Below are 23864 nucleotides of genomic sequence, written 5' to 3'. Positions count from 1 at the left end.
CCATGCCGAACTCGGCAGTGAAACCGCTCAGCGCCGAGGGTAGTGTGGGGACTCCCCATGCGAGACTAGGTCATCGTCAGGCACCCCTTCCGAAAGCCCCGGCCCCATGGTCGGGGCTTTTTACTGTCCGGCCCATGGCGGGGCAGGGGCAATGGCAGTTACCGCGGAATCGAATGGTTGCAGTCTACGTATGCCAACTTTTGCAGTACTTAAGATAATTACTTCAGCTGATAGCGGTATTTGACAGCAAAACCGCTTTTCGTGATACATGAATGCACCGAATTGTGTCATTCACATGACATTCATTCGGAAAACGTATAAACGCACCCATGGGTGTAAATACCGGACAACGGAGTGCACATGAAAAATCTGCTGGGCATTGCATTTGCAAGCCTGCTGGTACTGGGAATTGCCGGCTGTGACAGTGATGATGGGGCGGGCGAGCAGGTGGATCAGGCTGCGGAGCAGGCGAGTGACACGGCTGACAACGCAACTGATGAAGCAGGCGATGCCATGGACAACGCGGCTGACAGCGCCGGTGACGCCGCTGATGATGCCGGCGACGCCATGAACGATGCGACCGACAGTGCCAGTGATGCGGCCGGTAACGCTGCCGAGGAAACCGGCGAAGCCGTCGAGAATGCCGGTGACAGCGTGAGCAATGCTGCCGAGGACGCGTCCGACGAGGAACGCTGATCCTCTCTCCTGCGGGGCCCGCTTACAGCCCTTGCAGCATGAAAAAAGCCGGCTCATCGAGCCGGCTTTTGCATTTCCGGGTAACGGCAGCGCCGTCAGGCGTTCTGTTCGATCCCCTGAATGTACCAGGGGGCACCGCTTTTCAGCTGACGGGTCAGGTGCCAGGTCTCGTTGAATTCGGTCTCTTCGCCGTTTTCGTTGAGCAGACCGTGGAAGATGACCGTCGCTTCGGCCTGCTGGCCGAATTCACGCACATCACCCAGCTCGGCAAACAGCCGAACGATATCGGTCCGGTTGTTGGCCGGCTGTTCCGCCCGCTCCTGACGCAGCAGATTGTAGAGCTCGGGCGTCACATACTCCTGCACCTTCTCCAGGTCGTTGTTGTCCCAGGCCCGCTGCAGGGTCATGAAATGCTCCTTGGCTCCGCCCAGAAACTGCTCGCGATCGAACCATTCGGGCGTGGCGGTGGCGGACAGCGGCGCCGAGCCGTTCTCCTGACGCTGGCTGCTGCCGGCCTCGGTGTGCATCTCCCGATGCTGGGCCTGGTGCGGTGCGCCGAAGGCGCCGCCCTGGGTCTGGGGCGATGCCGTGCGCCGACGCAGAAAGCGAAAGGCAATGAAGGCGACCAGCGCAATCAGCAGGATATCCATGAAGCGGATACCGTCGAAGGCGCCCCCGAACAGCAGCGAGGCAATCAGCCCGCCGGCCAGTACCCCGGCCAGTGGCCCGAGGAAACGCGGCATGTTGCTGCGTGCGGGATTGGTAGCCTGACGTGGCGGCGTGGTTGCCCGGTTGCCGGCCTGACTGGTGGAATTGCTCGAGCGCGAATAGGAGCCGAAGCTCTTGGCGCCACCGAAGCGCTTGGCCTCGGCATGCTCGACCGCGAGCCCGAAGCTCATCAGGCCGATCATCAGGGTAATCAACAGGTTGCGCATATCAGTGCTCTCCGAGAGATCGCAACGTCAGAAATGGATCGTCTCAGGCCGCATCGCGGGTAAAGACCCACTGATCGCCTTCGGAAAGATCCGGGTTGAAGCGATACCCGCCGGTATCGAACTGCTTGAGGGTTTCAGGATCATCGGCCTGCTGGCGCACCATCCAGGCGCTCATCCAGCCGCGTGCCTTCTTGGCATGAAAGCTGATGACCTTGTAACGACCGTTCTTGTAATCCTTGAAGACCGGCGTGATGATCCGATGCGGAAAACGCCGTTCGTCAATGGCCTTGAAATACTCGTTGGAAGCGAGGTTGACCAGTACCGGTGAACCACTGGCCTCGACGTCGGCGGCCAGGGCCGGGGTCAGGGTATCACGCCAGAAGGCGTACAGATCGCGGCCGGCCTCGTTGGCCAGCTTCGTGCCCATCTCCAGCCGATAGGGCTGGATCAGGTCCAGCGGCCGCAGCAGGCCATAGAGTCCGGACAGGATGCGCAGATGATCCTGAGACCATGCCAGCTGGTTTTCGTTCCACTGATCCGCTGCCAGGCCCACATAGACATCCCCCTGAAAGGCCTGCACGGCCTGCTTGGCATTTTCCGGGGTGAAGCCGGGGTGCCACTCGGCAAAGCGGGCGGCATTGAGACCGGCCAGCTTGTCACTGATCTGCATCAGCTCGGCCAGCTGTTGCGGGCTATAGTCGCGCAGCTGCCGGATCAGGGCCTGACTGGCATCCAGATAATCCGGCAGGGTATGGGTCCGGGTGGTGGGAGGCGTTTCGAAATCCAGCGTCTTGGCCGGAGAGAGTACGCTCAGCATGGGGCGCTTCCTTGGACGATGACCTGATGATACGCGACGGCGTCGCCGCTGAGCGACGCCGTTAAGCAGGCGGTCAGGTTATCACGACTGCCGTTTCAGTAGCGCTGGATCAGATAGAGCCCGGCCAGCAGCAGGGCGATACCGGCCAGACGACCGAAGGAGAGCGAATGCTGGGGGAAGGTGCTCCAGCCGATCTGGTCGAGCATGACCGACGCTACCATCTGGCCGATCAGCAGGGTGGCCATCAGGGTGGCAGCCCCCAGCCTCGGGGCCAGCATTACCGAGCTGGCCACGAAGAAGGCACCCAGCATGCCGCCTCCCCAGCTCCACCAGGGTGCCCGGCCCAGCGTCTCGAGGGACGGCCACGGGGGGCGGGTGACGGTAAAGGCGACCAGCAGGGTCAGGGTGCCGACCGCAAACGAGATCATCGCCGCCCAGATCGCACTGTCAGCCACCCGGGCCAGGGCGGCATTCACCCCGGCCTGTACCGGCATCAGCATGCCCGCCACGATGGCAAGGCCCAGCCATAACAGCAGCATGGCAGCTCCCGTCAGGGCGATGGATTGGGCAGTCGCCGATGCACATCCTCGATGGCTTCGATCACGGCATCGTCCAGTACCAGCTCCTCGCTGGCGAGATTGCTGTCGAGCTGCTCCATGGTGGTGGCCCCGATGATATTGCTGGTCAAAAACGGGCGCGAATTGACATAGGCCAGTGCCATTCGGGCCGGATCGAGCTCGAAACGCCGCGCAATGTCGACATAGGCCCAGGTGGCTTCTTCGGCCAGCGTCGAGGTGTAGCGCTGAAAGCGTTCGAACAGCGACAGCCGTGCGCCTTCGGGGCGGTTGCCACCGAGGTACTTGCCGGAGAGGACGCCGAAGGCCAGCGGCGAGTAGGCCAGCAGCCCCACGTTTTCCCGATGACTGATTTCAGCCAGGCCGATCTCGAAACTGCGATTGAGCAGGTTGTAGGGATTCTGAATGCTGACCACCCGGGGCAGGCCGAGCCGATCGGCCAGCTGCAGACAGGTCATCACGCCCCATGGGGTTTCATTGGAAAGGCCGATGGTGCGCACCTTGCCGGCATCGACTGCCTCTTTCAGGGCGCTCAGGGTCTCCTCCAGCGGTGTGGCTTCGGGGTCCTCCTCGTGCTGATAGCCGAGCTTGCCGAAGTAGTTCGCGGGGCGATCGGGCCAGTGCAGCTGATAGAGATCGAGATAGTCGGTATTGAGCCGCTGCAGGCTGGCATCGAGCGCCTGATGGATCTGGTCACGGGTCAGTCGGGGACCGCCACGCAGGTAGTCGATGCTGCGACCGGCACCGGCCACCTTGCTGGCGAGCACGAGATCATCGCGCTGCCCGCGCTTTTTCAGCCAGCTGCCGATGAAGGCCTCGGTTCGTCCCTGGGTCTCCGCCCGTGGTGGAACAGGGTACATCTCGGCGGTATCGATGAAGTCGATGCCTGCCGCCATGGCGCGATCGAGCTGCTCATGGGCCTGCTGCTCGCTGTTCTGTTCACCGAAGGTCATGGTGCCGAGGCACAGACGGCTGACGCTGATGCCGCTGTTGCCGAGAGGGCGTCGTTGCATGGAGGGCTCCATTGCCGAAGGGGGAGAATCGCCATGGTAGACAGGGGCATCCGAGGCCGCAAATGGAGGGGTTGAATGGCCCTCTCACGAGGCGTATATTGCGTGCCTGCCTGACGGGGATCGGCACTTTGAACGCTCCCCGCACCGGGCCCGCCGGCGTTCAGTGACGAACCGCCGAGGCATGGACCTATTGTGCTGGCAATTGGCCGGCGCGCCGGGAAGGCGCTGCCCGGCACTGTCGTTTCGAAAGAAAGGATCGGGTGGTTGTCATGCTGCGAACCGCTTCCATGTTGACACGGTTCGAATATCGCCTGGCGGAGCGATTGCTCGAGGCGCCTTGGTTTGTGCGTTCGCCGCGCAAGCAGCGCCTGACCATGCATCTGTTCCGCCGCTGTGCTCGAGCCGGTCATGTAGATGCCCTGTCCCGCTATGGGATCATGCTGTTTCACAGCGGGGCTTCACCACAGGACAAGGCCGCCGGCGCCCGTTTCGTGATCCGGGCCGCTGAAGCCGGCGACCCGCATGCCCAGTTTCAGGCCGGCTGCATCTACGAACGCGGCTGTGCCCAGTTCGTCCGGCGCGAGGACCGTGCCGTGACCTGGTATGCGCGTGCCGCCGAGGCCGGTCATGAAGAGGCCGTACGCCGTCTGGCGCGGGCCTATCGTCACGGTGAGCTGGGGCTGCCGACGAACATCGAGCGCGCCGGAGACTGGGAGCAGCGCATCGATTCGCACGCCTTTCAGCTGGACGGCATGGTAGCCATGACGCACTGAGGGCGTCCGCCTGCCGGACAAGCGAACAGCACGACAGGGAGAAACGGCAACCGTTTCTCCCTTTTTACTGGATTTCGGTCATGGCCTTTCGACCGTGGCGTCGCGGCCGGGCCGAAAGCCGGTGTGACGAGGCTCAGGCGCCGGAAACACTCAGGAGCACCTTTCCGGTGCTATCGTTGCTCTCCAGATAGCGCATGGCCTCATCGGCTTCCTGTATCGGCCAGCTGCGATCCACCAGCGGGCTGACGCGACCGCTTTCGATCAGCGGCCAGACATGGGTATGCAGGGCATCCATGACGCTGCCCTTGCCGGCCGGTGAACGCGAGCGCAGGGTCGAGCCGATCAGTCGCTGGCGCCCGATCAGCATGCGCCCCAGATCGATCTCGGCTTCACGCCCGCCCATGAAGGCGATCAGCACGATACGACCATCGGTATTGAGCACCTGCTGATTCCAGCCCAGATAGTCGCCGCCCACCGGATCGAGAATGACATCGACGCCGCCCCACTGCCGAACCGCCTCGACAAAGCTGCCGTCATGACGGTTCCAGCCGTCACTGGCGCCCAGCGAGCGGCAGGTGTCGATCTTCTCCCGGCTGCCGGCAGTGACATAGCAGGGGTGGCCGAAGGCGTGACACAGCTGAATGGCAGCGCTGCCCACGCCGCTGGCACCGGCATGCAGCAGTACCCGCTCCCCTTCGCTCAGACGGGCCTCCATGAACAGATTGAGCCAGGCAGTTGCGAACACCTCGGGCAGCGCTGCGGCCTGCTGCAGGCTCAGCGACTCGGGGATGCGCAGCACCTGGTTTTCGCTGACCACGACCTGCTCGGCATAGCCGCCGCCGGCGAGCAGGGCGCAGACCCGATCACCGACCCGGAAGCGTTCGACCTGCGGGCCGACCTCCTGCACGATGCCGCTGACTTCCAGGCCGAGAATCTCGGAAGCGCCCGGCGGCGGCGGGTAGCCGCCATCGCGCTGCATCACATCGGCGCGATTCATGCCGGCCCAGGCGACCTCGATCCGGATGTCGCTGGAACCCGGCGCGGGCGGATCGGGCTGTTCCTGCCAGCCCAGTCGTCCATTCGTGACGGCAATCGCATACATGGCCATGAACTCCTCTGATACTGTGTGGTGACGGTAGAAGGCGTCACGCCAGGGGCTTTTCAGCGTAGGTCAGCAGACTCGGCACGTCATGCAGTCACGCCCGGCCGGATGGGGCAAGCCGATCGAGCAGGGTGGCGGGATCGTGTTCGACGATCAGCCGATTCCGGGTATCGCGATCGAGGAAGCCGGCCGCCACCGTGGTATCCAGAAACTGCAGCAGCGGGGTAAAGAAGTCACCGGCCTGCAGCAGGCCCAGCTGCTTGTCGTGCAGCCCGAGATACTGCCAGGTCCAGGTTTCAAAGAACTCTTCCAGGGTGCCGATACCGCCCGGCAGGACCACGAAGGCGTCGGCGCGACTGGCCATCCGTGCCTTGCGGGTGTGCATGTCGGGGACCTCGATCAGCTCGCTGAGCCCCGGATGGGCGACCTCGCGCTCGACCAGCTGTCCGGGGATGACGCCGGTCACGCGTCCGCCGGCGGCCAGGGTGGCATCGGCACAGCGGCCCATCAGGCCGGTGCTGCCGCCCCCGTAGACCAGGCGCCAGCCACGGCGGCCGATCTCGCGACCCATGGCTTCGGCCAGCTCGCGCCAGCAATCGTGATGCCCGTCCCGCGAGCCCATGTAGACACAGATGGCCGTCATGCCGGTACTCCGAATCGAAAGGGGCCTCGTCAGGCGACGCTGGCGGCCACCCGGGGGTAATGGTGATCGATCCACTCGCCGATGGCGTTGTGGTCGCTGATGTGATGGGCATACTGGGTGTGCAGGCAGCGCACCTGCTGCCAGTCGGCAATCCCGCCCACCCCCCGTTCGGTGAGAGCGCGGGTGAAGCCGGCGGCTTCGATCTCGGCGCGGGTGGCGGCATCGATGTACTGCCAGCGCCGGGCGATATAGGCTTCATGACTGCGTCGGTAGGCCTCGCGCAGCGCCGTATCCTCGCGCAGCTGCGCTTCCAGCGCCTTGATCACACCGTCGGCTTCGAGCCGGGAAATCTCGATGCGCAGCGTCTCGCTGGAGAGCCAGTACAGGGTGGGAAAGGGCTTGCCATCGACCAGCGAGGCAACCCGCACGGCCAGCGGAGTACCACGACCATCCACGGCAGTGATGGCCTGCAGACCGCGGGGGGCCCGGCCCAGCTGCTGGCGAACAAGCTCGAGCTGCGCCGCGGAGGGGGCATCATCGGTACGCTGAATCATGACGGCGACGATTCCATGAAAGACGGGGGAGTAGGGTGAAACCGGCCATTATACCAGGTTGGCGCAGCAACGGCAGGGTGAACCGGCCCCATGACTGATCGGCAGCGCGATGACGCCGCGTCGCCCGTCTGCGCGCTGTGCGGCCGCGCCGCGCCGCTGACCCGGCATCATCTGATTCCGCGCTCCCAGCATGGCCGTCGTCGTTTCCGCCGGCGCTTCTCGCGGGAGACCATGCGAACCGCGGTGCTGTGGCTGTGCCGCCCCTGTCACAGTCATGTCCATCGCGTCTTCGGTGAGCGTGAGCTGGCCGACAGCTACAACACGTACGAGGCGCTGCTGAGCGCGCCCGAAATCCACCGCTTCGCCGAGTGGCTGGCCGACAAGCCGGCCGGCTTCAAGCCCAGGTCACCCCCGCGCCGCCCCCGCTGACGGCCGGCGCGCGAGCTACAGCAGTCGCAGTGCCTCCCGATCCTGCCAGGCGTGATCGATGGCCAGGGTCAGCGCTTCCTGCAGGTGCCCGGGCAGGGCCGCCCGGGCCTGGTCCGGCGATTCGTGTTCGCGCAGCCGTATCCAGACATACGCCCAGGCGGCGCACTCGTCGGGGCTGCGGGGAGCAGGCCGGGCCGGCATCTGCACCAGCAGGAAGATGGCTGCCCGCGCCGCCCAGAGCGAGGGCGGCGTATCCGTTCGCCACTGCTCGAGTGTCGCCCGGTCGGGATCGCCTTCCGGTTCACCCAGTTTCGCCACCCGGGCGGTATCCGCGAGAATGATCCCCAGCCTGGCGACGGGGGCATCGCCCAGCGTCAGCCAGTGGTCGATTACCCCCGGCAGCCCGCGCATGGCCGTGGCATAGAAACCGCTGTCCGACATGCAAGGTCCTCATGATTTCACACGCCCTGATAGGATGTGGGGAACGTCCGTACCGGAGCAAGTCCGACCATGAGTTTCGATTTCACCACCCCGCTGGATCGCCGCCGCTTTGCCACTACCAAATGGCAGCGCTATGACGAGGATGTGCTGCCCCTGTGGGTGGCCGACATGGACTTTGCCGTAGCGCCGGCCATTCGTTCGGCGCTGGCGGCGCGGCTCGAGCATCCCGTGTTCGGTTACACCCAGCCGAGTGATGCGCTGCGCGAGGTGCTCTGCCAGTGGAGTGCCTCGCACTATGACTGGCCGATCGAACCGCACTGGCAGCACTGGCTGCCGGGCGTCGTACCGGCCCTGCATGTGGCGGCGCTGACGCTGACCGAACCGGGCGACGGGGTGCTGACGGTCACGCCGATCTATCCTCCCTTTCTGAAGGTGGGCGACAATACCGGCCGGACGACCCAGACGGCGCCGATGCAGCCGCCTGGCGAGACATCGCCGCACTGGACGCTCGATTTCGCGGCGATGGAGGCCGCGGTGACGCCGGAGACGCGACTGCTGCTGTGGTGTCATCCCCACAATCCGACCGGTCGCAACTTCACGGTCGAGGAGCTCGAGCAGCTGGCGGAGTTCGTCGAGCGCCATGACCTGCTGGTCTGCTCGGATGAGCTGCACTGCGATCTGATTCTCGATGCCGATACCCCGCACCGGCCGCTGGGGCGTGTGGTACCGCGCCTGGCCCCGCGTCTGATCACGCTGTGGGCGCCGTCAAAGACGTTCAACGTGGCCGGACTGACCAGTGCCTGTGCCATCATCAGTGATGACAGGCTGCGAGCACGGTTCCGGCGGGGCTGTCTGGGGCTGATGCCCTCGGACAACGTGATGGGAGAAACCGCGGCGGAGGCGGCCTTTCGCGATGGGGAACCCTGGCGGCAGGCGCTGCTGGCACAGCTGCGTGACAATCGGGCGCTGCTTGAATCGTTCGTTGCGCGCTGGCCGGGCGTGGTCATGGCACCGCCCGAGGCGACCTATCTGGCCTGGCTTGATCTGCGCCGGGCAGGTCTGGGCGAGTCGCCCCAGCGCACCTTGCTGGAGCAGGCGCGGGTAGCGCTTTCCGACGGCGCCGACTTCGGCTGGCCGGGCTTTGCCAGGCTCAATTTCGGTACCGAGTACAGCCGTCTCTCCCGGGCACTGGAGCGCATGGATGAGTTGCTGAAGGCGGGGTAACCACGACACGGGCCCCGCCCTGATGAGCGGGGCCCGTGATGGCCTGTACCTGCGAAAGGATCAGTAGAGCAGGGTAAACATCCGGCGCCGGTAGCTGACGGTCAGCGGATGATCGTTGCCCAGCGCATCGAAGACCCGCAGCAGGGTCTTGCGCGGAGCGTCATCGTTGTAGTTGCGATCACGCTTCATCAGCTCGATCAGCTGTTCCAGACCGGACTCGTAATCGCCATCGGCGATGGTCCGCATGGCGCGCTTGAAGCGGGCCTCGCTGTCATCCCGGTCGCCCAGCGCTTCGACCTCTTCGGCGCTCGGCGCCTCCTGCACGAAGTCGAGCCGGGCCCGGACCCCGCGGGCGCGATGGCCGTCACGATGCTCGGGGGGCAGATTGTCGAGAATCTCCAGCGCCTGCTGACGATCCATTTCCGCCGCCAGCACATTGGCCAGATCGATGCGATACTCGTGATCGCTGGGCTGCTCCTCGATCAGCTGCTGATAGAGCGCCTTCGCGGTCGCCGTGTCGCCGGCTTCCAGAGCGGCCTTCGCCTGCTCTTCGGTAGTCTCGCCGGCGGCTTCGGGTGCTTCGAGATAGCGTCCCAGCCATTCGCGGATCTGCCGCTCGGGCAGGGCGCCCTGGAAGTGATCGTAGAGCTGGCCCTGCATGATCAGCTTGACATCGGGGACCGAGCGGATGCCCAGCTGGCCGGCGATCTGGGTATGTTCCTCGGCATTGAAATGGGCGAGGATGAAGGCGCCGGCATACTCGCGGGCCAGTTTTTCCAGCACCGGCGCGAGATTGCGGCTCTCTTCCGAACTCGGTCCCCAGCTGGCCAGCAGTACCGGTGTCGACAGCGAGCCTTCCAGCACCACCTGCTGGAAGTTCGACATGTCGACATTCACGATGATCTGACTGTCATCGACGCTGGCGGTAGTACCACTCTGGCGCTGGGACGAGTTGTCGGGCGGCGCCATGGGGGAGCCGGTCCGGGGGTCGACGATCTGCATGATGTGCAAACCCTTGTCAGCGGATTCATGTGGGTGGAGGCGGTGAGCCCGGCACGGCCGGAGGCCATCGCCCGGATCATGTATCGGGTAATAATGGTGAAAGGGGAGAAATTCAAGGCGCAGCCGACGATCGGCAGTCGAAGGAGGGTAATGCTGCCCCGGGCAGCGGCATCGGAGTTTCAGTCATGATCGAAAGGGAGCCTGAATCAGGTGCGATGGTTCACGAGAGTGCTGGCGGGGCTGCTGGCACTGGTAATGGTTTTGCTGCTGGGCCCGGTGACGCTGCTGTTGACCGGGCAGATAGCCTTCGAGGGCAACTGGTCGACCGCCAGCCATGCCCGGGCACGGCATCTGGCACCGGATCCGGCTGCCACCCCCGAGGCGGTGGTGCAGGTCTATGGCGCTCGGGCGTTCGAATGGCGGGGGGCCTTTGCGATGCACACCTGGATTGCGGTGAAACCGCGCCATGGCGGGCACTGGACCAGCTATGAGGTGCAGGGATGGCGACGTCCCACGGTGCGCGAGCGTCAGGGTTATCCCGATCGGGAGTGGTACGGCCAGCCGCCTCAGCTGCTGGGTGAGGTGCGCGGCGAGCGGGCCCGACAGGCGATTGATGAATTGCAGCGTGCGGCGCGCCGCTATCCCTGGGCGCAGACCTACCGCATCTGGCCCGGGCCCAACAGCAACAGCTTCACGGCCTGGATGCTGCGCCAGGCGCCACAGCTGAGCGTTGAAATGCCGGCGCTGGCGCTGGGCAAGGATTACCTGGTGGACGGGCGCGATCAGGCCGCGCGGTTCGTGGCGCCAGCTCCCAGCAACACCGGCTATCAGCTGTCGCTGTTCGGACTGGCCGGCGTGTTGCTGGCCCGCGAGGAGGGGCTGGAGTTCAACCTGCTGGGACTGGTCTTCGGCATCGACCCGCTCGATGGCGCCATCAAGCTGCCCGGCTGGGGGAGGGTCACGCTGATTCCGGCGCTGGCCGAACATGCAGGGGTGACGCCGGAACAGCGCGGCTAGCTGCAGCATCGGCTTGCAAGCGGCATGGCGTGCAGGTCAAAAGGGGCAAAGCGACGAGGCGCGAGAGCGTCTGCTGCGGTGTGCGGTGCTGGCTGCCGGACATGCAACACCGGCACTCGCTCGAGTGCCGGTGCGATCGCATCCCGGTCGCCGGGGCTGCATGAAAGGGGAGTCGACGACTGCCGGAGACACCATCCGTGACAAGACCCGGGGGCCGGACATGAAAAAACCGGTACCCTGTTTGAGTACCGGTTTGATCGAATCTTGGTAGCGGGGGCCGGATTTGAACCGACGACCTTCGGGTTATGAGCCCGACGAGCTACCAGGCTGCTCCACCCCGCATCGACGTGCGCCTATATTACGCTTTTCTGACGCTGCGTCAACCACTTTCGTCCTCATCGGCTTCCCGGATTGCCGAATGGCAGATGCGCTCCATCAGGGCCTCGAGCCGGGGCGCGGTGTGCTGCCAGCTCGCCGGGGAGATCGGTCCGTTGGCCAGCAGCTGGCACTGCAGCTGATCCAGCTCGTCATGCAGGGTCAGATCCGATCCCATGCCATCATTGAGACGGGCGACCTGGACATCCAGCCGGCGGGAGGCATCGGCCGGCTCGACCGGGGCACCGGCGAGCACGGTCAGATAGACCCGCAGATGTGCCAGCCACTCCTCGGCGTGCTCTGCCGTGGTGGTGGTCCGTGCGGTGTTGCGATCGGCATGTGCCTGGCGTGCCCGGACGGAGAGTTTCGGCGTGGCGGGGAGTTCGATCGGTTCCGGTGCGTCGCCCGAGAGCTGCTGCGCGTCGGCATCCACGTGATCCTGCAGCAGCGGTGCCCACTGCTGCCAGCGGGTGTGCAGATTCTGCAGCTCGAGCATTTCCAGCCTGGTTTCACGGTCGCGCACGATGCCGTTCCAGCGCTTCTGCATGCCACTGGCACGATTGCCGGTCGGCAGCGGCGTAAGCTGTCGCGCTTCTTCGAGTGCCTCCTCCAGCACGTGACGCTCTTCGGCCCGCTCGGGCTGCCAGCTGTCGAGTCGTTCGATCAGTGACTGCATGGCATCCAGCCTGGCGTCCTGCTGACGACGATGCTGCTGACGCTGCTCGTCACGCAGGGCGAAGATGCTGTCACAGATGCCCCGGAACTCCTTCCAGAGGGCCTGTTCATCACCGCGTGGCGCACGGCCGAGCTCACGCCAGCGGCGCTGCAGTGTCTTGGCCTGTTCGGCCCGCTCACCGGCCTTCATGTCGCCCTGCTCGAGCGCACGGGCCTGGTCGATCAGTTCGCGCTTGGCATCGCCGATGGCGCGCGCCTGCTGATCGATCACGCCCTGCAGGGTACGCATGGCCTTCGAGAAACGACGCTTGAGATCCTCGCCCTCCTCGCGGGGCACGGGCGTATACTGTCGCCACTCCTCGCGGGCACGGTCGCGAATGGTGCGCAGCTCGTCGGGGTCGCTGATGGCGTCGGGCTGTTCGAGCAGGGTTTCGATCTGCTCGCAAAGCGTCTGACGCCGGGCGCGGTTGTCCTGACGCAGCCGGTCGCGGGCGGCATGAAAATCGCTGAGCTGTTCGCGTACCCGATCCGAGGCGGTGCGAAAGCGCTGGGCCAGTTCGCGGGTGGCGGCGGCACTGCCCAGCGCCTTCCATTCGTTGACCAGGCGCCGATGGCGCTGATCGCGGGTCCGGTCATCGAGTTCGGTGTCGGCCAGCGCCTCCATCGCCTCGCAGAGCTGTTCACGCTTGGGGGTGGCAGCGAAGTTGCGCCAGTCACGCAGCTCGAGTACGCGTGCGCCCAGCTGACGCAACCGGGCCGCATGCGCGCGGTACTCCTCCGCCGGCAGGCGCTGCTGACGCTGCTGCAGACTGTCGTGCAGGCGCATCGCCCGGTTCAGATCGCCCTGTTCCAGACAGTGTTCGAGCTGATCCAGATCGGCGGCAAAGCGTTCGTCGCTTCTGGCGGGCGGGTCGGCTTCTTCCTGTGCGGGCCCGGCGGCGACCGTCTCCTGCTCGCGTGCAAGACGCTGTCGGGCTTCCTGCAGCGGTGCCGGGGATGGCAGCTCGGCGGGCCAGGCGATGCTCTCGCAGAGCGTGGTCAGGGTCGCGTGATCCGGTTCGGCAAGCGCCCGGTCCAGTGCTTCGGCATGATCGCGGTAGTGCTGCCAGGCCTGGATGATTTCACTGTAGCGGCGCTGACTGTGCTCGAAGCGCTGTTGCAGGTCGGCTTCCGGCGAATGGCGATCGGTCAGTTCGCGCCAGCGTTCGTCGTGGAGCTGGCGCTGGGCGCGCAGCCAGTCGACCTCCTGAGCGGTAACCGCAGTCAGCTGGGCGAAACGTTCGAGCGTCTCGTCGAGTGCATCGACAATCGAGCGGGCTTCGGTTTCGGCCTGTTCGCGGGCCTGTTCGGCGCGGTGCTGGGTCTGCTCGGCCTCGATGCGCTCACCGGCCCGGGCCTCGAGGTCGCGAAAGCGCTGGAGCTGGGCCTCTTCGGCACCCTCGGCCAGCGGTGACCATTCGCGCTGCAGATGGCGCAGCCGGGCGGCATACATCGGCTCCCAGCGGGCGCGCACCAGCTGATTGAGCTGTTCGATCAGGGTTTCGCGACGCTGATGCCGCTCGTCGCGTTCACGCAGCCGATTGCGCCGCTCGTTGAGCCGTTCGCGGGCATGGCGGGCCACATGGCGATCCCGGCGGGACTCGCGGGTCAGTCTCTCGAGCCCGTTATCACTGTCGATGCGGGCTGCCGCTGCCCGACGGACCGCAGCAATGCTGTTGTGGCAGGCCTGCTCGATCAGCCGCTCTTCGCTTTTCAGGTGGGCCAGGGCGGCCAGCCGCAGCTGCTGGTTGTCACCCCTGTAGGCAAGCGCTTCCAGCAGCTCGGGGTCATCGATCCTTTCGATCAGCGGCAGGCGTTCCTCGAGCGAGGGAGCGCCGGACTGCTGCCCGCTGATCAGCGCGATCAGCTGCCGGCGCAGTTCGGGATCTTCGAGCGGGGTGCTGCCTTCGAGCAAAAGGCGGGGGTCATCCAGCCGGGCCATGGCTGCCCGGCGGACATCCCGGTCGGGATCATCGAGCAGCTGGCGAAGCGTATCACGATCGCGCTCGGGATCGAGCCGATCAACCGCCGTGCGACGTACCCGGGGGTCGGGATGACGCCAGCGCGGCGCAAACAGGCGTTGCAGAAATCCGGACATGAAGGAGGCGTTCTTCCGAAATGCAGGCGATGGAGCACACCGCTGGTCGCAGCAGGCGAAAAGCGGTGTCGTGGTGCTCCGAAACCCCATCATCTAATCATGTCAGCCGTCGTCGTGAAAGGGCAGCGTCGCAGCTTGCCGACACCTGACAGCGAGCGTTACAGGCCGTATGATCAATGGCATCTGAAGCCACCCTCGCTTTAGCATTCATGACAATCTTTACCGATGGGAGCCGGGCATGAGTCTCAAGGTGGACAGGGCCGAGGTCGCCTTCACGTTCAAGGGTGGCATGCTGCCGATGACGGTCATGGAGCTGGCCACGGCCGACCCCGAGCGGGTAGCCACTCAGCTGGCCGGCAAGCTCAACCAGTCACCGGCCTTCTTTCAGCATACGCCGGTGGTACTGAGCGTGGAGAAGCTGGATGCGCCGCATCTGGCGCTGGAGCGACTGTGTGCGGTCTGCCGTGAGCACAAGCTGTTGCCGGTAGCGGTGCGCGGTGGCGGTGATGGCATCAAGCAGTCTGCCTGGGCACTGGGACTGGGCTGGTTTCCGCCCCAGGAAATCCGTGCCGCGGCACCGGCGAGCGGGGAGGCGCACGACACCGGCGCCGAAGCGGCCGCCGAGGCGCGCGAAAACTCCGAGGCGCCGGCCCTGGAGGGTGGTCGCATCTTCCGGGGGACGGTGCGTTCGGGGCAGCAGCTCAGCGCTCCCCACGGGGATCTGGTGATCGTCGGTGCGGTCAACGCCGGCGCGGAGATCCTCGCGGCAGGCAGCGTTCATGTCTACGGCCCGCTGCGTGGCCGTGCCCTGGCGGGCATCCACGGCAGTCGCGAGGTTGGCATCTTCTGTCAGGAACTGCATGCCGAGCTGTTGTCGATTGCCGGCAACTACAAGCGACTCGAGGATATCGATGTCGAACTGCTGGGCGCCAATGTGGAGGTGCGCCTGTCCGAGGATCAGCTCAATATCCGCACGCTGGTCTGACTTTCGCCATTCGGCGCGCTCTGCACCCGTGGCTCATGTTCAAACCGTGACAACAGGAAACGCATTTTGGCCAAGATCATTGTAGTGACCTCCGGCAAGGGCGGAGTCGGCAAGACCACCAGTGCAGCAGCCATCGCCACGGGACTGGCGCTTCGTGGCAACAAGACCGTTGTCATCGATTTTGATGTGGGGCTGCGCAATCTCGATCTGATCATGGGCTGCGAGCGTCGCGTGGTCTACGACCTGGTCAATGTCATCCAGGGCGAGGCCGGCCTCAACCAGGCCCTGATCCGCGACAAGCGCACCGAGAACCTGCACATCCTTCCGGCGTCCCAGACCCGTGACAAGGATGCCCTGACCATGGAGGGCGTGGAGCGGGTGCTGGACTCGCTGTCGGAGGAGTATGACTATATCGTCTGTGACTCGCCTGCCGGCATCGAGCGCGGTGCGCAGCTGGCCATGTATTATGCCGACGAGGCGATCGTGGTCACCAACCCCGAGGTCTCCTCGGTGCGCGACTCCGACCGCATTCTCGGGCTGCTGGCGTCCAAGACCCGGCGTGCCGAGCAGAACATGGATCCGGTCCGCGAGCGGCTGCTGATCACCCGCTATGATCCCAATCGGGTGGACACCGGCGACATGCTCAACCTGGAGGACATCCAGGAGATTCTGGCGATCAAGCTGGTGGGACTGATTCCCGAATCCGAAGCGGTACTGCGGGCGTCCAACCAAGGGGTACCGGTGACGCACGATCAGCAGAGCGATGCCGGCCAGGCCTATGCGGATACTGTCTCCCGCCTGATGGGCGAAGAGATTCCGCTGCGGTTCCATCAGGCACAGAAACGCGGTTTCCTGAGCCGAGTGTTCGGGGGAGGTCGTCGGTGAAACTACTCGATTTTCTCAAGGGTGAGCGCAAGAAGTCCGCTTCGGTCGCCAAGGAGCGTCTGCAGATCATCGTGGCCCACCAGCGCAGCCAGCGGGATCAGCCGGACTACATGCCGATGCTGGAGCGCGAGCTGCTGGAGGTGATCCGGCGTTATGTCGAGGTGGATCAGGATGCCATCAACATCAGCCTCGACAGCGAGGACAACTGCTCGATCCTCGAACTCAACGTGACCCTGCCCAACCGCTCCTGAGTCCGGCCATGCCGGGCCCGGAGCGGCCGGGGTCTGCCTGTCGACCGTCTGACGGATAACTGCCGTTGTCAGCCACCTTTCTCTTTCACGATTACGAAACCTTCGGTGCCGATCCGCGGCGCGATCGGCCGTCCCAGTTCGCGGCGATCCGCACCGATGAGGCGTTCAACGAAATCGGTGAGCCGGAAGTCCTCTACTGTCGGCCGGCGGATGACTATCTGCCGCATCCGGTAGCCTGTCTGCTGACCGGGATCACCCCCCAGCAGGCCGCCCGTCGGGGGCTGCCCGAAGCCGAGTTTGCCGGTCGCATCCAGGCACTGATGCAGCAGCCGGGCACCTGCGCGCTGGGCTACAATACCCTGCGCTTCGACGATGAAGTCACCCGGCATCTGTTCTATCGCAACCTGATCGATCCCTATGCCCGCGAGTGGCAGAACGGCAATTCGCGCTGGGACCTGATCGATGCCGTGCGCACCTTTTATGCCCTGCGCCCCGAGGGGATCGAATGGCCGAAACGGGCCGACAAGGCCCCCAGCTTCCGGCTCGAGGATCTCACCGCGGCCAACGGCATCGAGCACGGTGATGCCCATGATGCGCTGGCCGATGTGCGTGCGACCATCGCCATGGCGAAGCTGCTGCGCCGCTGCAACGAGAAGCTGTTCGATCACCTGCTGTCGCTGCGCGACAAGCACCGGGTGGCAGGCCTGCTGGATGTCGAGGCGCGCAAGCCGATGCTGCACATCTCGCGTCGCTATCCCGCATCCCGGGGCTGCAGTGCCCTGATCGTGCCGCTGGCACGCCATCCGAGAAATCCCAACGGGGTGATCGTCTACGATCTGTCGGTCGATCCGACCCCGCTGTTCGAGCTGGATGTCGAGGCCATCCGGGCGCGGGTGTTCGCCAGCAGCGATGAGCTGGCCGAGGGCGAGACCCGTATTCCGCTCAAGGTGATTCATCTCAATCGCAGCCCGGTGGTACTGCCGATCAGTACGGTGGACAGCCGGGTGGCCGAACGTCTCTCGCTGGATCGCTCGACCGCCGAGTCGCACTGGCAGTGGCTGGCCGGGCACGACGAGGTGGCGACCCGGGCCGCGGCGGTGTTCGACAGCGAGCCCGCGGCGCAGGCCGATGATCCCGATCTGATGCTCTATTCGGGCGGTTTCTTCTCCACCAGTGACAAGCGCGAAATGGCACGGGTCCGCGACACCGATCCCGAGGCCCTGGCGGCGCTGCAGCCGGCCTTCCAGGACGGGCGGCTCGAAGAGATGCTGTTCCGCTACCGGGCGCGCAGCTACCCCGAAACGCTGACCAGCGATGAGCGGGAGCGCTGGGATCAGTTCCGCTGGGAGCGGATGAACTCCGCAACCGGCAGCTCGCTGACCCTGACCGGCTTTGCCCGCGAGATCGAACGGCTCAACCAGAGCGATCTCGACGAAGGCGATCGGCAGCGGCTGGAGGAGCTGGTGATGTTCGTCGAGGCGATGATGCCGGCCCAGGCCTTCGAGTAGCCGGCCCTGGCGGTGGCTACGGCATGTCGGTTACGAGATGCATGGGGCCGGTCGGCCAGGCGCACTCGCGCCCCTGGTGGGCCGGGTTGTTGACCCGGCGGGAAACCGGAAACAGCCCCAGCTGTTCGTTCGGAGCCGGGGCCAGCAGGCTGCGCGCCTGCGTCAGCGGCGTTCGGGGATCGAGCCACGCCTGTGCCTCGTCGGGTGCGATCAGCGTCGGAAAGCGGTCCGTTACCGGGGCGAGAAAGGCGTTGGCTTCGACCGTTACCAGTGCCAGCGAGTCGAAGGCGGTGGTGGCATCGGTGAAGTACCGACACCAGATGGCGGCCAGCAGGAAGGGCGCCCTGCTGGCCGTGGTGACCAGGAAGGGCTGTTTCATGCGCAGCTGTTCCTTCCACACATAGACCCCGGACACGGGCACCAGGCAGCGCCGGGCCGCGAAGGCCTCGCGGAACATGCGCCGCTCATCGAGAGACTCCGCCCGGGCATTGTGCGGGGCGTGATCGAGTACCTCGAGCCAGCCCGGCGTCATCCCCCAGAACATCGGCACTGCCTGCAGGGTGCCATGCTCGAGCCTGATCGCGGTGAGATGGCGCCGGGGTGCCATGTTGGGCGAAGTGATCAGGGTCTCGCTTCCCTTCAGCCGTGGCAGCAGGGTGGCAGGGTCGAACTGATCGATATGGAGTCGGCCGGCCATGGGCCTCCGAAGACAGCTGGTTGAATGGTGACCGCCGCATCGGCCGTAACGTGTAACATCCTGTGCGCGATCGATCGTGTCAATTCATTTGGTCCAAACCATGACAAATGCGCTTGCGTTTGGGGCCCGGGTCGATATGCTGTGCGAAAACAGTGTTCGATCACAATAGACGCGGGGAACTACAATGGCACGTCCGAGACAACATGCCCCCGAAGAGCTGCATGCCAGCGTCATGGCCGCCTGTGACAGCTGGCTGCAGAGTCGCCCGGTGCATTCGCTGTCACTGCGCTCGATTGCACGGGACGTGGGCTGCGCTCCCAGTACCCTGCTCAAGCTCTACAGCAGCTTCAACAATCTTCTGCAGTACGTCAATCTGGAAACCCTCGACGGCCTGCGGGCCAGCATTGACGAGATCACCGATGGCACCGGCACTCCCGATCAGCGTCTCGAGGCGCTGGCCCGCAACTACTGGCGTTTCGCTCGGCGCTACCCCTATCGCTGGCAGCTGCTGTTCGATTATCCGCTCGCCCAGGAGGGGGAGCTCGATACCCGACAGGGGCAGATGATCGAGGCCCTGTTCATCCGGGTCGAATCCACGCTCAAGGAGATTCGCCCGGAGCTCGGTGATGCCGAGGCCAGCCGGCTGGCCCGTACCCTCTGGGGCAGTGTTCACGGGCTGGTACAGCTGGGGCTCAACGAGCGCCTCGGCTACTGGCAGGGCGAGGCGCTGGTGGTCGAGGAACTGCTCGATCAGCTGCTGCTGACCACGCTGGCCGGACTGCGGGCGAGGCCGTTATCGAAGTGAATGAGCGGTTGATGCGAGGTCGGCACTTTGCGCCGTTCTTCTGGGTGCAGGCGCTGGGGGCCTTCAACGATAACGTCTTCAAGAATGTCCTGCTGCTGCTGGTGACCTTCGTGGCGGTTCCGCGTTACGGCTGGAATCCCGGACTGGTCAACAATCTCGCCGCCGGGCTATTCATCCTGCCGTTTCTGCTGTTCTCGGCATGGGGCGGCGTGCTGGCTGATCGGCTCGACAAGCAGCGCCTGATCCGCAATCTCAAGTGGCTTGAGCTGGTCACCATGACGGCGGCGGGGCTGGCCATCTGGTGGCAGGCCTATGCCGTGCTGCTGGCACTGCTGTTCATGATGGGCGTGCAGTCGGCCCTGTTCGGACCGGTCAAGTACGCCATCCTGCCCCAGCACCTGTCTCGCGGGTCGCTGGTGCATGCCAATGCGTGGGTGGAGCTGGGCACTTTCCTGGCGATCCTGCTGGGGACCCTGGTGGCAGGACCGCTGGCAATTCTGGCCGGCGGGCCCTGGCGTGGCGTGATAGCCCTGGTACTGGTGGCGATCGCGCTGGCCGGACTCGTGATCAGCCATGCCATTCCGGCCGCGCCACCGGTCGCCCACGGCCGTATCGGCTGGCGGCCGCTGAAGGAAACCGTGGCCGTGCTGCGCAGTGCATGGCAGCACCAGCGGCTGGTGCCGGCGCTGCTGGGGATCAGTGCATTCTGGTTTCTCGGTACCTGCTACCTGACCCAGCTGCCGCAGTGGACCCGCAGCGTTGTCGGTGGCGGCCCCGGCGCCGTAACGCTGCTGCTGGCGGCATTCGCCATCGGTGTGGGGCTGGGGTCGCTGATCTGTGCCCGGCTGTCGGCCGGGCGCCTGGAGATCGGACTGATCCCGATGGGGGCTGCCATCATCGGCCTGGCAGGGCTGGATTTCGCTCATCACGATGCCCTCAGCGCCCACCCCATGGCGCTGACCGAACTGCTGGCTCAGCCCCGGCTATGGTGGATGCTGGCCGATCTGACCCTGATCGGCATTGGCGGTGGTCTTTATATCATCCCGCTGTATACGTTCATCCAGCTGCGCAGTCCGGAAGGGCAGCGGGCGCGCATGATCGCCGCCAACAATGTGCTCAACGCCCTGTTCATGGTGGCCGCGGCACTGTTCGGTATCTTGGTGCTGGGCATTCTGGCGGCGCCACTGTCGCTGTTCTTTGCCCTGCTGGCGAGCCTGGCTCTGATGATCGCGCTGGGCGCGGCGCTGGCCCGGCCGCGGCCACTGATGCGCATTACCATCTTCGTGCTGGTGCACATCTGGTACCGCCTGCGCCTGCGGGGCCGGGAGCACATTCCCGACGAAGGGCCGGCAGTCGTGGTCTGCAACCATGTCAGTTTCATGGATGCGCTGATCCTGGGCGGCGCCAGCCCCCGGCCGCTGCGCTTTCTGATGGACAAGCCGATCTATGAATCGCCCTGGCTGAACTGGTTCTTCCGGATGGCCGGTGCCATTCCGGTGGAGTCGGAGCGGCGCGATCCGGGCGGCATGCGCCGGGCGCTGGAAATGGTCAGCGAGGCGCTGGCCAACAACGAAGTGGTGATGATCTTCCCCGAAGGGCGGTTGACGCCGAATGGTGATGTGCAGCAGTTCCGGCGCGGCATCGAACTGATTCTGGCACGCAATCCGGTACCGGTGGTGCCGGCGGCGCTGTCCGGTCTGTGGGGGGCATGGTCGTCACGCCGCTTCGGTGCGCCCTTTACCAGCATGCCCCGCCGCTTCCGGGCCCGCGTCTCGCTGACCTTTGCCGAGCCGATTCAGCCGCAAGAGGCCTCGCGGGCGAATCTGGAAGCCTCGGTGCGCGCCCTGCTGGCGGCATCGACGTCGGCCGAGCAGGGCGGTTGGGGAGTGACTCAGCCGCGCGAGTGAGCGCCCTGGCCGCCTGCCGCCGGCATCGGCAGGGTGACGATCGCTGCCAGCCCGCCGAGGCGGCTGGTGTCGAGCTGGAAGCTGCCGCCATGATGCGTGACGATCTGCTCGACGATGCCCAGCCCCAGCCCGTGACCGCTGACCTGCTCGTCGAGTCGGGTGCCCCGTCCCAGTACGCGTTCGCGCTGCTCCTGCGGAATGCCCGGGCCATCGTCGTCAACCTGCATGTGCAGCGCCTGTGGCTGCAGGGTCAGGCAGAGGCGGACCTCGGATGCGGCCCACTTGCCGGCATTGTCGAGCAGGTTGCCGAGCACCTCCAGCAGCTCGTCACGATCCCACGGCAGTGCCGGCAGGGGAGTGCTGTCGTCGAAGAAGCTGATATCGGAGTGAATCTCGCGCAGCGTCTCCAGCAGTCCGACCAGATCCTGATCGGGCTGGAAACGGGCAGCGGGGGAGGCCTCACCGGTATCCAGCCGGGCGCGTTGCAGCTCGCGTTCGACCAGCCGGTGAATCTCGTCGAGTCGCTCGTGCAGGGCGCGTTTCAGTTCCGGGAAGTCATCGAATTCGCGGCGCGCCAGCTGGGTTTCCATCACCGACAGCGGTGTCTTGAGGGCGTGACCGAGGTTGGCGATGCCATCCCGTGAGCGGTTGAGTACCTGTTCGATGCGCCCGAGCTGATGGTTGAGTTCATCCACCACCGGCGCGATCTCGTCGGGCACCCGGGTCTCCAGCGCCATGCGCTGCCCCTTGTGCATCAGTGCCAGCTCCTGGCGCAGTCGCTCCAGCGGCCGCAGCCCGAGCCGGATCACGCGCCGCTGGATGAAGACCAGCAGCAGCGCCAGCACGCCACCCAGCCCCCAGATCCACAATCGCAGCCAGTCCAGCCGCTGGGTGACCGGGGTGTAGTCGAGCGCAGTGGTGATCCGGTACTGGTGATTGCCGCGCTGGTACTGGCCGGTCCACACCAGCAGGGTCTGCCCCTCCGGGCCGGGCCGCAGCTGGGCGGTCTCTCCGGAGACCGATTTCAGCCGATGATCCCACAGCGAGCGCGAGCGGATATGAATGCTGTCATCGATATCGATGATGAAGTAGTACCCGGAATAGACCTGATTGTAGGCGGAGCGCAGTCGTGACGGATCGAGCTCGCTGTTCTCGTCATCCGCCGCATCGTGCGACATCGGCAGTGCAGCCAGGCTTTCGGCATCCTCGCGCAGCCGATCGGTGAGATAGTCACGGGTCACGTGATCGAACAGCACCACGCTGCCGTGGGCCAGCATCAGCATGACCACGAGGCTGGCCGAAAGCAGTCCGAGATCGAGACGCCGCGTCAGCGACATCAGGGGGTAACCGTATCGCCGCCGAATCTGTAGCCCTGCCCGCGCTGGGTGATGATGATGCCGCGTCCGAGCTTCTGACGCAGATGGTTGATGTGCACCTCGACCACATTGGGATTGCGATCGTGTTCGCTGTCATAGAGATGATCGAGCAGGCGATCCTTGGGAATCACATGATCGGGATGCAGCATCAGATAACGCAGGATGGCGAATTCCGCCCGGGTCAGGTTGACCGGCGTGGGTGTGGATGCGCGCCAGGCACTCTGGCCGTTTTCGTCCAGGGTGACGTCGGCGACTTCCAGCGTGGGTGAGGGGCGCTGCCCGTGCCGGCGGCGTACCAGCGCCTGCAGGCGCAGGATCAGCTCATCCGGATGGAAGGGCTTGGGCAGATAGTCGTCGGCACCGGCACGCAGGCCGGTCACCCGCTCGCTCCAGCTCGAACGGGCGGTCAGGATCAGCACCGGGATATCCAGCCCGGCTTCACGCCACTGTTCCAGCAGGGTCAGCCCCGGACGCCCCGGCAGGCCGAGATCCAGCACGATGACATCGAACGGCTCGCTGGTGGCCATGACGGCCGCATCACGGCCATCCGTGCACCAGTCGACGGCGTAGCCGTGCTGGGTGAACAGGGCTTTGAGTTCGTCCGCAAGCGGGACATTATCCTCGACCAGAAGCAGCCGCATAACCGATCAATCCTTTTGTGCGGAGAGATAATCACCCGTTCTGGCATCGAATCTCAGTTCCCAGATCCTGCCATCATGATCGAGTATCTCCACTTCGTAAACATAGTGTTTCCCGAGACACTCCAGGTCAGCTTCCAGCAGCTTGCCGCTGCGATGACGACGGGCCTGATCGAGTATTTCGCCGAAGGGGCGAATGTAACCCGATTCGGTCAGTCTGAGGACCTCATCCTGGGAGATTTCGCTATTTGCCTGAACACCCGCCGGACAGCCGATGACCGGCTGGCAGGCCAGCAGCAGGGCGAAGGCCACCGGCAGGCCGCACTGCAGGGGGGTGCGACGCCGGGATCGGGGCATCCTGTCAACGGCGGTGAAGGTTGGTGGCATGGGACGAGGTCATCCGA

25 protein-coding genes, 1 tRNA gene and 1 rRNA gene are annotated in these 23864 nt (G+C 65.1%); 12 read left to right on the top strand and 15 right to left on the bottom strand.

Features of this window, described 5'->3' with window-relative positions:
* Both rrf and C7446_RS08725 read left to right on the top strand, forming a co-directional pair.
* A 5S ribosomal RNA gene (gene rrf / locus C7446_RS16910) occupies nucleotides 1-82 on the top strand; the annotation flags it as partial.
* 278 nt (nucleotides 83-360) lie between these two features.
* Nucleotides 361-696: a hypothetical protein gene (locus tag C7446_RS08725; protein WP_121172687.1), complete on the top strand. Its 336-nt coding sequence runs from the start codon at nucleotides 361-363 to the stop codon at nucleotides 694-696.
* Between the two features lie 95 nt (nucleotides 697-791).
* Here C7446_RS08725 and C7446_RS08720 read toward each other — a convergent pair whose 3' ends face one another.
* The 4 genes from C7446_RS08720 to C7446_RS08705 form a co-directional block, all read right to left on the bottom strand.
* Nucleotides 792-1631 (bottom strand): Tim44 domain-containing protein, encoded by an 840-nt coding sequence (locus C7446_RS08720; RefSeq protein ID WP_121172686.1) that lies wholly within the window; start codon nucleotides 1629-1631, stop codon nucleotides 792-794.
* Between the two features lie 43 nt (nucleotides 1632-1674).
* Nucleotides 1675-2448: a peroxide stress protein YaaA gene (gene yaaA, locus C7446_RS08715; RefSeq protein ID WP_121172685.1), complete on the bottom strand. Its 774-nt coding sequence runs from the start codon at nucleotides 2446-2448 to the stop codon at nucleotides 1675-1677.
* A 95-nt stretch (nucleotides 2449-2543) separates the two neighbouring features.
* Nucleotides 2544-2987: a DMT family transporter gene (locus tag C7446_RS08710; protein WP_121172684.1), complete on the bottom strand. Its 444-nt coding sequence runs from the start codon at nucleotides 2985-2987 to the stop codon at nucleotides 2544-2546.
* An 11-nt stretch (nucleotides 2988-2998) separates the two neighbouring features.
* The gene (locus tag C7446_RS08705; protein ID WP_121172683.1) at nucleotides 2999-4036 is read right to left on the bottom strand and encodes an NADP(H)-dependent aldo-keto reductase; all 1038 of its coding nucleotides are present in this window, start codon (nucleotides 4034-4036) and stop codon (nucleotides 2999-3001) included.
* Nucleotides 4037-4305: 269 nt separating this feature from the next.
* On the opposite strand from C7446_RS08705, the gene C7446_RS08700 reads away from it, so the two are divergent.
* Nucleotides 4306-4809 (top strand): tetratricopeptide repeat protein, encoded by a 504-nt coding sequence (locus C7446_RS08700; protein ID WP_121172682.1) that lies wholly within the window; start codon nucleotides 4306-4308, stop codon nucleotides 4807-4809.
* 133 nt (nucleotides 4810-4942) lie between these two features.
* On the opposite strand, the gene C7446_RS08695 is transcribed toward C7446_RS08700, so the two are convergent.
* The 3 genes from C7446_RS08695 to C7446_RS08685 all read right to left on the bottom strand — a co-directional run bounded on the left by C7446_RS08695 (nucleotide 4943) and on the right by C7446_RS08685 (nucleotide 7108).
* Complete coding sequence (locus tag C7446_RS08695; protein WP_121172681.1) at nucleotides 4943-5911, bottom strand: NAD(P)H-quinone oxidoreductase; 969 nt, start codon at nucleotides 5909-5911, stop codon at nucleotides 4943-4945.
* A 94-nt stretch (nucleotides 5912-6005) separates the two neighbouring features.
* Entirely contained in the window at nucleotides 6006-6554 is a 549-nt protein-coding gene (locus tag C7446_RS08690) for an LOG family protein (protein WP_121172680.1), read from the bottom strand.
* A gap of 29 nt (nucleotides 6555-6583) precedes the next feature.
* The gene (locus C7446_RS08685) at nucleotides 6584-7108 is read right to left on the bottom strand and encodes a DUF501 domain-containing protein (RefSeq protein ID WP_121172679.1); all 525 of its coding nucleotides are present in this window, start codon (nucleotides 7106-7108) and stop codon (nucleotides 6584-6586) included.
* A gap of 90 nt (nucleotides 7109-7198) precedes the next feature.
* On the opposite strand from C7446_RS08685, the gene C7446_RS08680 reads away from it, so the two are divergent.
* Nucleotides 7199-7537, top strand: coding sequence for an HNH endonuclease (locus C7446_RS08680; protein WP_121172678.1), 339 nt, complete (start codon nucleotides 7199-7201; stop codon nucleotides 7535-7537).
* 15 nt (nucleotides 7538-7552) lie between these two features.
* Here the strand turns inward: C7446_RS08680 and C7446_RS08675 are convergent, their stop codons facing one another.
* Nucleotides 7553-7978 (bottom strand): hypothetical protein, encoded by a 426-nt coding sequence (locus tag C7446_RS08675; RefSeq protein ID WP_121172677.1) that lies wholly within the window; start codon nucleotides 7976-7978, stop codon nucleotides 7553-7555.
* 69 nt (nucleotides 7979-8047) lie between these two features.
* On the opposite strand from C7446_RS08675, the gene C7446_RS08670 reads away from it, so the two are divergent.
* Entirely contained in the window at nucleotides 8048-9202 is a 1155-nt protein-coding gene (locus tag C7446_RS08670; RefSeq protein WP_121172676.1) for a MalY/PatB family protein, read from the top strand.
* 60 nt (nucleotides 9203-9262) lie between these two features.
* On the opposite strand, the gene C7446_RS08665 is transcribed toward C7446_RS08670, so the two are convergent.
* Complete coding sequence (locus C7446_RS08665) at nucleotides 9263-10204, bottom strand: tetratricopeptide repeat protein (protein ID WP_121172728.1); 942 nt, start codon at nucleotides 10202-10204, stop codon at nucleotides 9263-9265.
* Nucleotides 10205-10414: 210 nt separating this feature from the next.
* Here C7446_RS08665 and C7446_RS08660 point away from each other — a divergent pair, with 210 nt between their 5' ends.
* Complete coding sequence (locus C7446_RS08660; protein WP_245977776.1) at nucleotides 10415-11221, top strand: DUF3750 domain-containing protein; 807 nt, start codon at nucleotides 10415-10417, stop codon at nucleotides 11219-11221.
* A 265-nt stretch (nucleotides 11222-11486) separates the two neighbouring features.
* Here C7446_RS08660 and C7446_RS08655 read toward each other — a convergent pair.
* Together C7446_RS08655 and C7446_RS08650 are read right to left on the bottom strand one after the other, a co-directional pair.
* A tRNA-Met gene (locus C7446_RS08655) sits at nucleotides 11487-11563 on the bottom strand.
* Between the two features lie 37 nt (nucleotides 11564-11600).
* Nucleotides 11601-14408: a DUF349 domain-containing protein gene (locus C7446_RS08650; protein WP_170150032.1), complete on the bottom strand. Its 2808-nt coding sequence runs from the start codon at nucleotides 14406-14408 to the stop codon at nucleotides 11601-11603.
* Nucleotides 14409-14646: 238 nt separating this feature from the next.
* Between C7446_RS08650 and minC the strand changes: the two genes are divergently transcribed.
* The 4 genes from minC to sbcB all read left to right on the top strand — a co-directional run bounded on the left by minC (nucleotide 14647) and on the right by sbcB (nucleotide 18037).
* Nucleotides 14647-15393, top strand: a complete 747-nt coding sequence (minC, locus tag C7446_RS08645; protein ID WP_121172674.1) for a septum site-determining protein MinC — start codon at nucleotides 14647-14649, stop codon at nucleotides 15391-15393.
* A 66-nt stretch (nucleotides 15394-15459) separates the two neighbouring features.
* On the top strand, nucleotides 15460-16278 hold the full coding sequence (gene minD, locus C7446_RS08640; RefSeq protein ID WP_121172673.1) for a septum site-determining protein MinD: 819 nt from the start codon (nucleotides 15460-15462) through the stop codon (nucleotides 16276-16278).
* Nucleotides 16275-16529 (top strand): cell division topological specificity factor MinE, encoded by a 255-nt coding sequence (gene minE / locus C7446_RS08635; protein WP_070978264.1) that lies wholly within the window; start codon nucleotides 16275-16277, stop codon nucleotides 16527-16529. Before minD ends, minE begins: the two co-directional genes overlap by 4 nt.
* A gap of 65 nt (nucleotides 16530-16594) precedes the next feature.
* Entirely contained in the window at nucleotides 16595-18037 is a 1443-nt protein-coding gene (gene sbcB, locus C7446_RS08630) for an exodeoxyribonuclease I (RefSeq protein ID WP_121172672.1), read from the top strand.
* Between the two features lie 16 nt (nucleotides 18038-18053).
* Here sbcB and C7446_RS08625 read toward each other — a convergent pair whose 3' ends face one another.
* Nucleotides 18054-18734 carry an SOS response-associated peptidase gene (locus C7446_RS08625; RefSeq protein WP_121172671.1) on the bottom strand — a complete coding sequence of 227 codons (681 nt, stop codon included), beginning with the start codon at nucleotides 18732-18734 and terminating at the stop codon, nucleotides 18054-18056.
* A gap of 184 nt (nucleotides 18735-18918) precedes the next feature.
* Here C7446_RS08625 and C7446_RS08620 point away from each other — a divergent pair, with 184 nt between their 5' ends.
* Both C7446_RS08620 and C7446_RS08615 read left to right on the top strand, forming a co-directional pair.
* The gene (locus tag C7446_RS08620; protein WP_121172670.1) at nucleotides 18919-19539 is read left to right on the top strand and encodes a TetR/AcrR family transcriptional regulator; all 621 of its coding nucleotides are present in this window, start codon (nucleotides 18919-18921) and stop codon (nucleotides 19537-19539) included.
* An 11-nt stretch (nucleotides 19540-19550) separates the two neighbouring features.
* Complete coding sequence (locus tag C7446_RS08615; protein WP_121172669.1) at nucleotides 19551-21446, top strand: MFS transporter; 1896 nt, start codon at nucleotides 19551-19553, stop codon at nucleotides 21444-21446.
* On the opposite strand, the gene C7446_RS08610 is transcribed toward C7446_RS08615, so the two are convergent.
* Genes C7446_RS08610 through C7446_RS08600 form a run of 3 tightly spaced genes read right to left on the bottom strand, consistent with a single transcriptional unit; the run spans nucleotide 21431 to nucleotide 23847 of the window.
* Nucleotides 21431-22783, bottom strand: a complete 1353-nt coding sequence (locus tag C7446_RS08610; protein WP_121172668.1) for a sensor histidine kinase — start codon at nucleotides 22781-22783, stop codon at nucleotides 21431-21433. The two genes, C7446_RS08615 and C7446_RS08610, sit on opposite strands and share 16 nt — an antisense overlap.
* Nucleotides 22783-23463, bottom strand: a complete 681-nt coding sequence (locus C7446_RS08605; protein ID WP_121172667.1) for a response regulator transcription factor — start codon at nucleotides 23461-23463, stop codon at nucleotides 22783-22785. The genes C7446_RS08610 and C7446_RS08605 overlap by 1 nt, the downstream gene beginning before the upstream one ends.
* Before the next feature lie 6 nt (nucleotides 23464-23469).
* Nucleotides 23470-23847 (bottom strand): PepSY domain-containing protein, encoded by a 378-nt coding sequence (locus C7446_RS08600; protein WP_121172666.1) that lies wholly within the window; start codon nucleotides 23845-23847, stop codon nucleotides 23470-23472.
* Nucleotides 23848-23864 lie beyond the last annotated feature (17 nt).

The organism is Kushneria sinocarnis (assembly GCF_003633775.1).
Lineage (GTDB): Bacteria > Pseudomonadota > Gammaproteobacteria > Pseudomonadales > Halomonadaceae > Kushneria > Kushneria sinocarnis.
Note: the sequence above shows the minus strand (reverse complement) of the source record. Positions and strands in the feature narration are given on the sequence as shown.

Excerpts from the sequence above, each read along its gene's own strand:
- C7446_RS08605 (WP_121172667.1), bottom strand. The coding sequence starts at position 23,463 with ATGCGGCTGCTTCTGGTCGAGGATAATGTCCCGCTTGCGGACGAACTC.
- C7446_RS08705 (WP_121172683.1), bottom strand. The coding sequence starts at position 4,036 with ATGCAACGACGCCCTCTCGGCAACAGCGGCATCAGCGTCAGCCGTCTG.
- minC (WP_121172674.1), top strand. The coding sequence starts at position 14,647 with ATGAGTCTCAAGGTGGACAGGGCCGAGGTCGCCTTCACGTTCAAGGGT.
- C7446_RS08685 (WP_121172679.1), bottom strand. The coding sequence starts at position 7,108 with ATGATTCAGCGTACCGATGATGCCCCCTCCGCGGCGCAGCTCGAGCTT.
- C7446_RS08700 (WP_121172682.1), top strand. The coding sequence starts at position 4,306 with ATGCTGCGAACCGCTTCCATGTTGACACGGTTCGAATATCGCCTGGCG.
- yaaA (WP_121172685.1), bottom strand. The coding sequence starts at position 2,448 with ATGCTGAGCGTACTCTCTCCGGCCAAGACGCTGGATTTCGAAACGCCT.
- C7446_RS08620 (WP_121172670.1), top strand. The coding sequence starts at position 18,919 with ATGGCACGTCCGAGACAACATGCCCCCGAAGAGCTGCATGCCAGCGTC.
- C7446_RS08600 (WP_121172666.1), bottom strand. The coding sequence starts at position 23,847 with ATGCCACCAACCTTCACCGCCGTTGACAGGATGCCCCGATCCCGGCGT.
- C7446_RS08695 (WP_121172681.1), bottom strand. The coding sequence starts at position 5,911 with ATGTATGCGATTGCCGTCACGAATGGACGACTGGGCTGGCAGGAACAG.
- C7446_RS08680 (WP_121172678.1), top strand. The coding sequence starts at position 7,199 with ATGACTGATCGGCAGCGCGATGACGCCGCGTCGCCCGTCTGCGCGCTG.
- C7446_RS08615 (WP_121172669.1), top strand. The coding sequence starts at position 19,551 with ATGCGAGGTCGGCACTTTGCGCCGTTCTTCTGGGTGCAGGCGCTGGGG.
- C7446_RS08665 (WP_121172728.1), bottom strand. The coding sequence starts at position 10,204 with ATGCAGATCGTCGACCCCCGGACCGGCTCCCCCATGGCGCCGCCCGAC.
- C7446_RS08720 (WP_121172686.1), bottom strand. The coding sequence starts at position 1,631 with ATGCGCAACCTGTTGATTACCCTGATGATCGGCCTGATGAGCTTCGGG.
- C7446_RS08610 (WP_121172668.1), bottom strand. The coding sequence starts at position 22,783 with ATGTCGCTGACGCGGCGTCTCGATCTCGGACTGCTTTCGGCCAGCCTC.
- C7446_RS08675 (WP_121172677.1), bottom strand. The coding sequence starts at position 7,978 with ATGTCGGACAGCGGTTTCTATGCCACGGCCATGCGCGGGCTGCCGGGG.
- C7446_RS08670 (WP_121172676.1), top strand. The coding sequence starts at position 8,048 with ATGAGTTTCGATTTCACCACCCCGCTGGATCGCCGCCGCTTTGCCACT.
- C7446_RS08625 (WP_121172671.1), bottom strand. The coding sequence starts at position 18,734 with ATGGCCGGCCGACTCCATATCGATCAGTTCGACCCTGCCACCCTGCTG.
- C7446_RS08650 (WP_170150032.1), bottom strand. The coding sequence starts at position 14,408 with ATGTCCGGATTTCTGCAACGCCTGTTTGCGCCGCGCTGGCGTCATCCC.
- C7446_RS08725 (WP_121172687.1), top strand. The coding sequence starts at position 361 with ATGAAAAATCTGCTGGGCATTGCATTTGCAAGCCTGCTGGTACTGGGA.
- C7446_RS08690 (WP_121172680.1), bottom strand. The coding sequence starts at position 6,554 with ATGACGGCCATCTGTGTCTACATGGGCTCGCGGGACGGGCATCACGAT.
- C7446_RS08710 (WP_121172684.1), bottom strand. The coding sequence starts at position 2,987 with ATGCTGCTGTTATGGCTGGGCCTTGCCATCGTGGCGGGCATGCTGATG.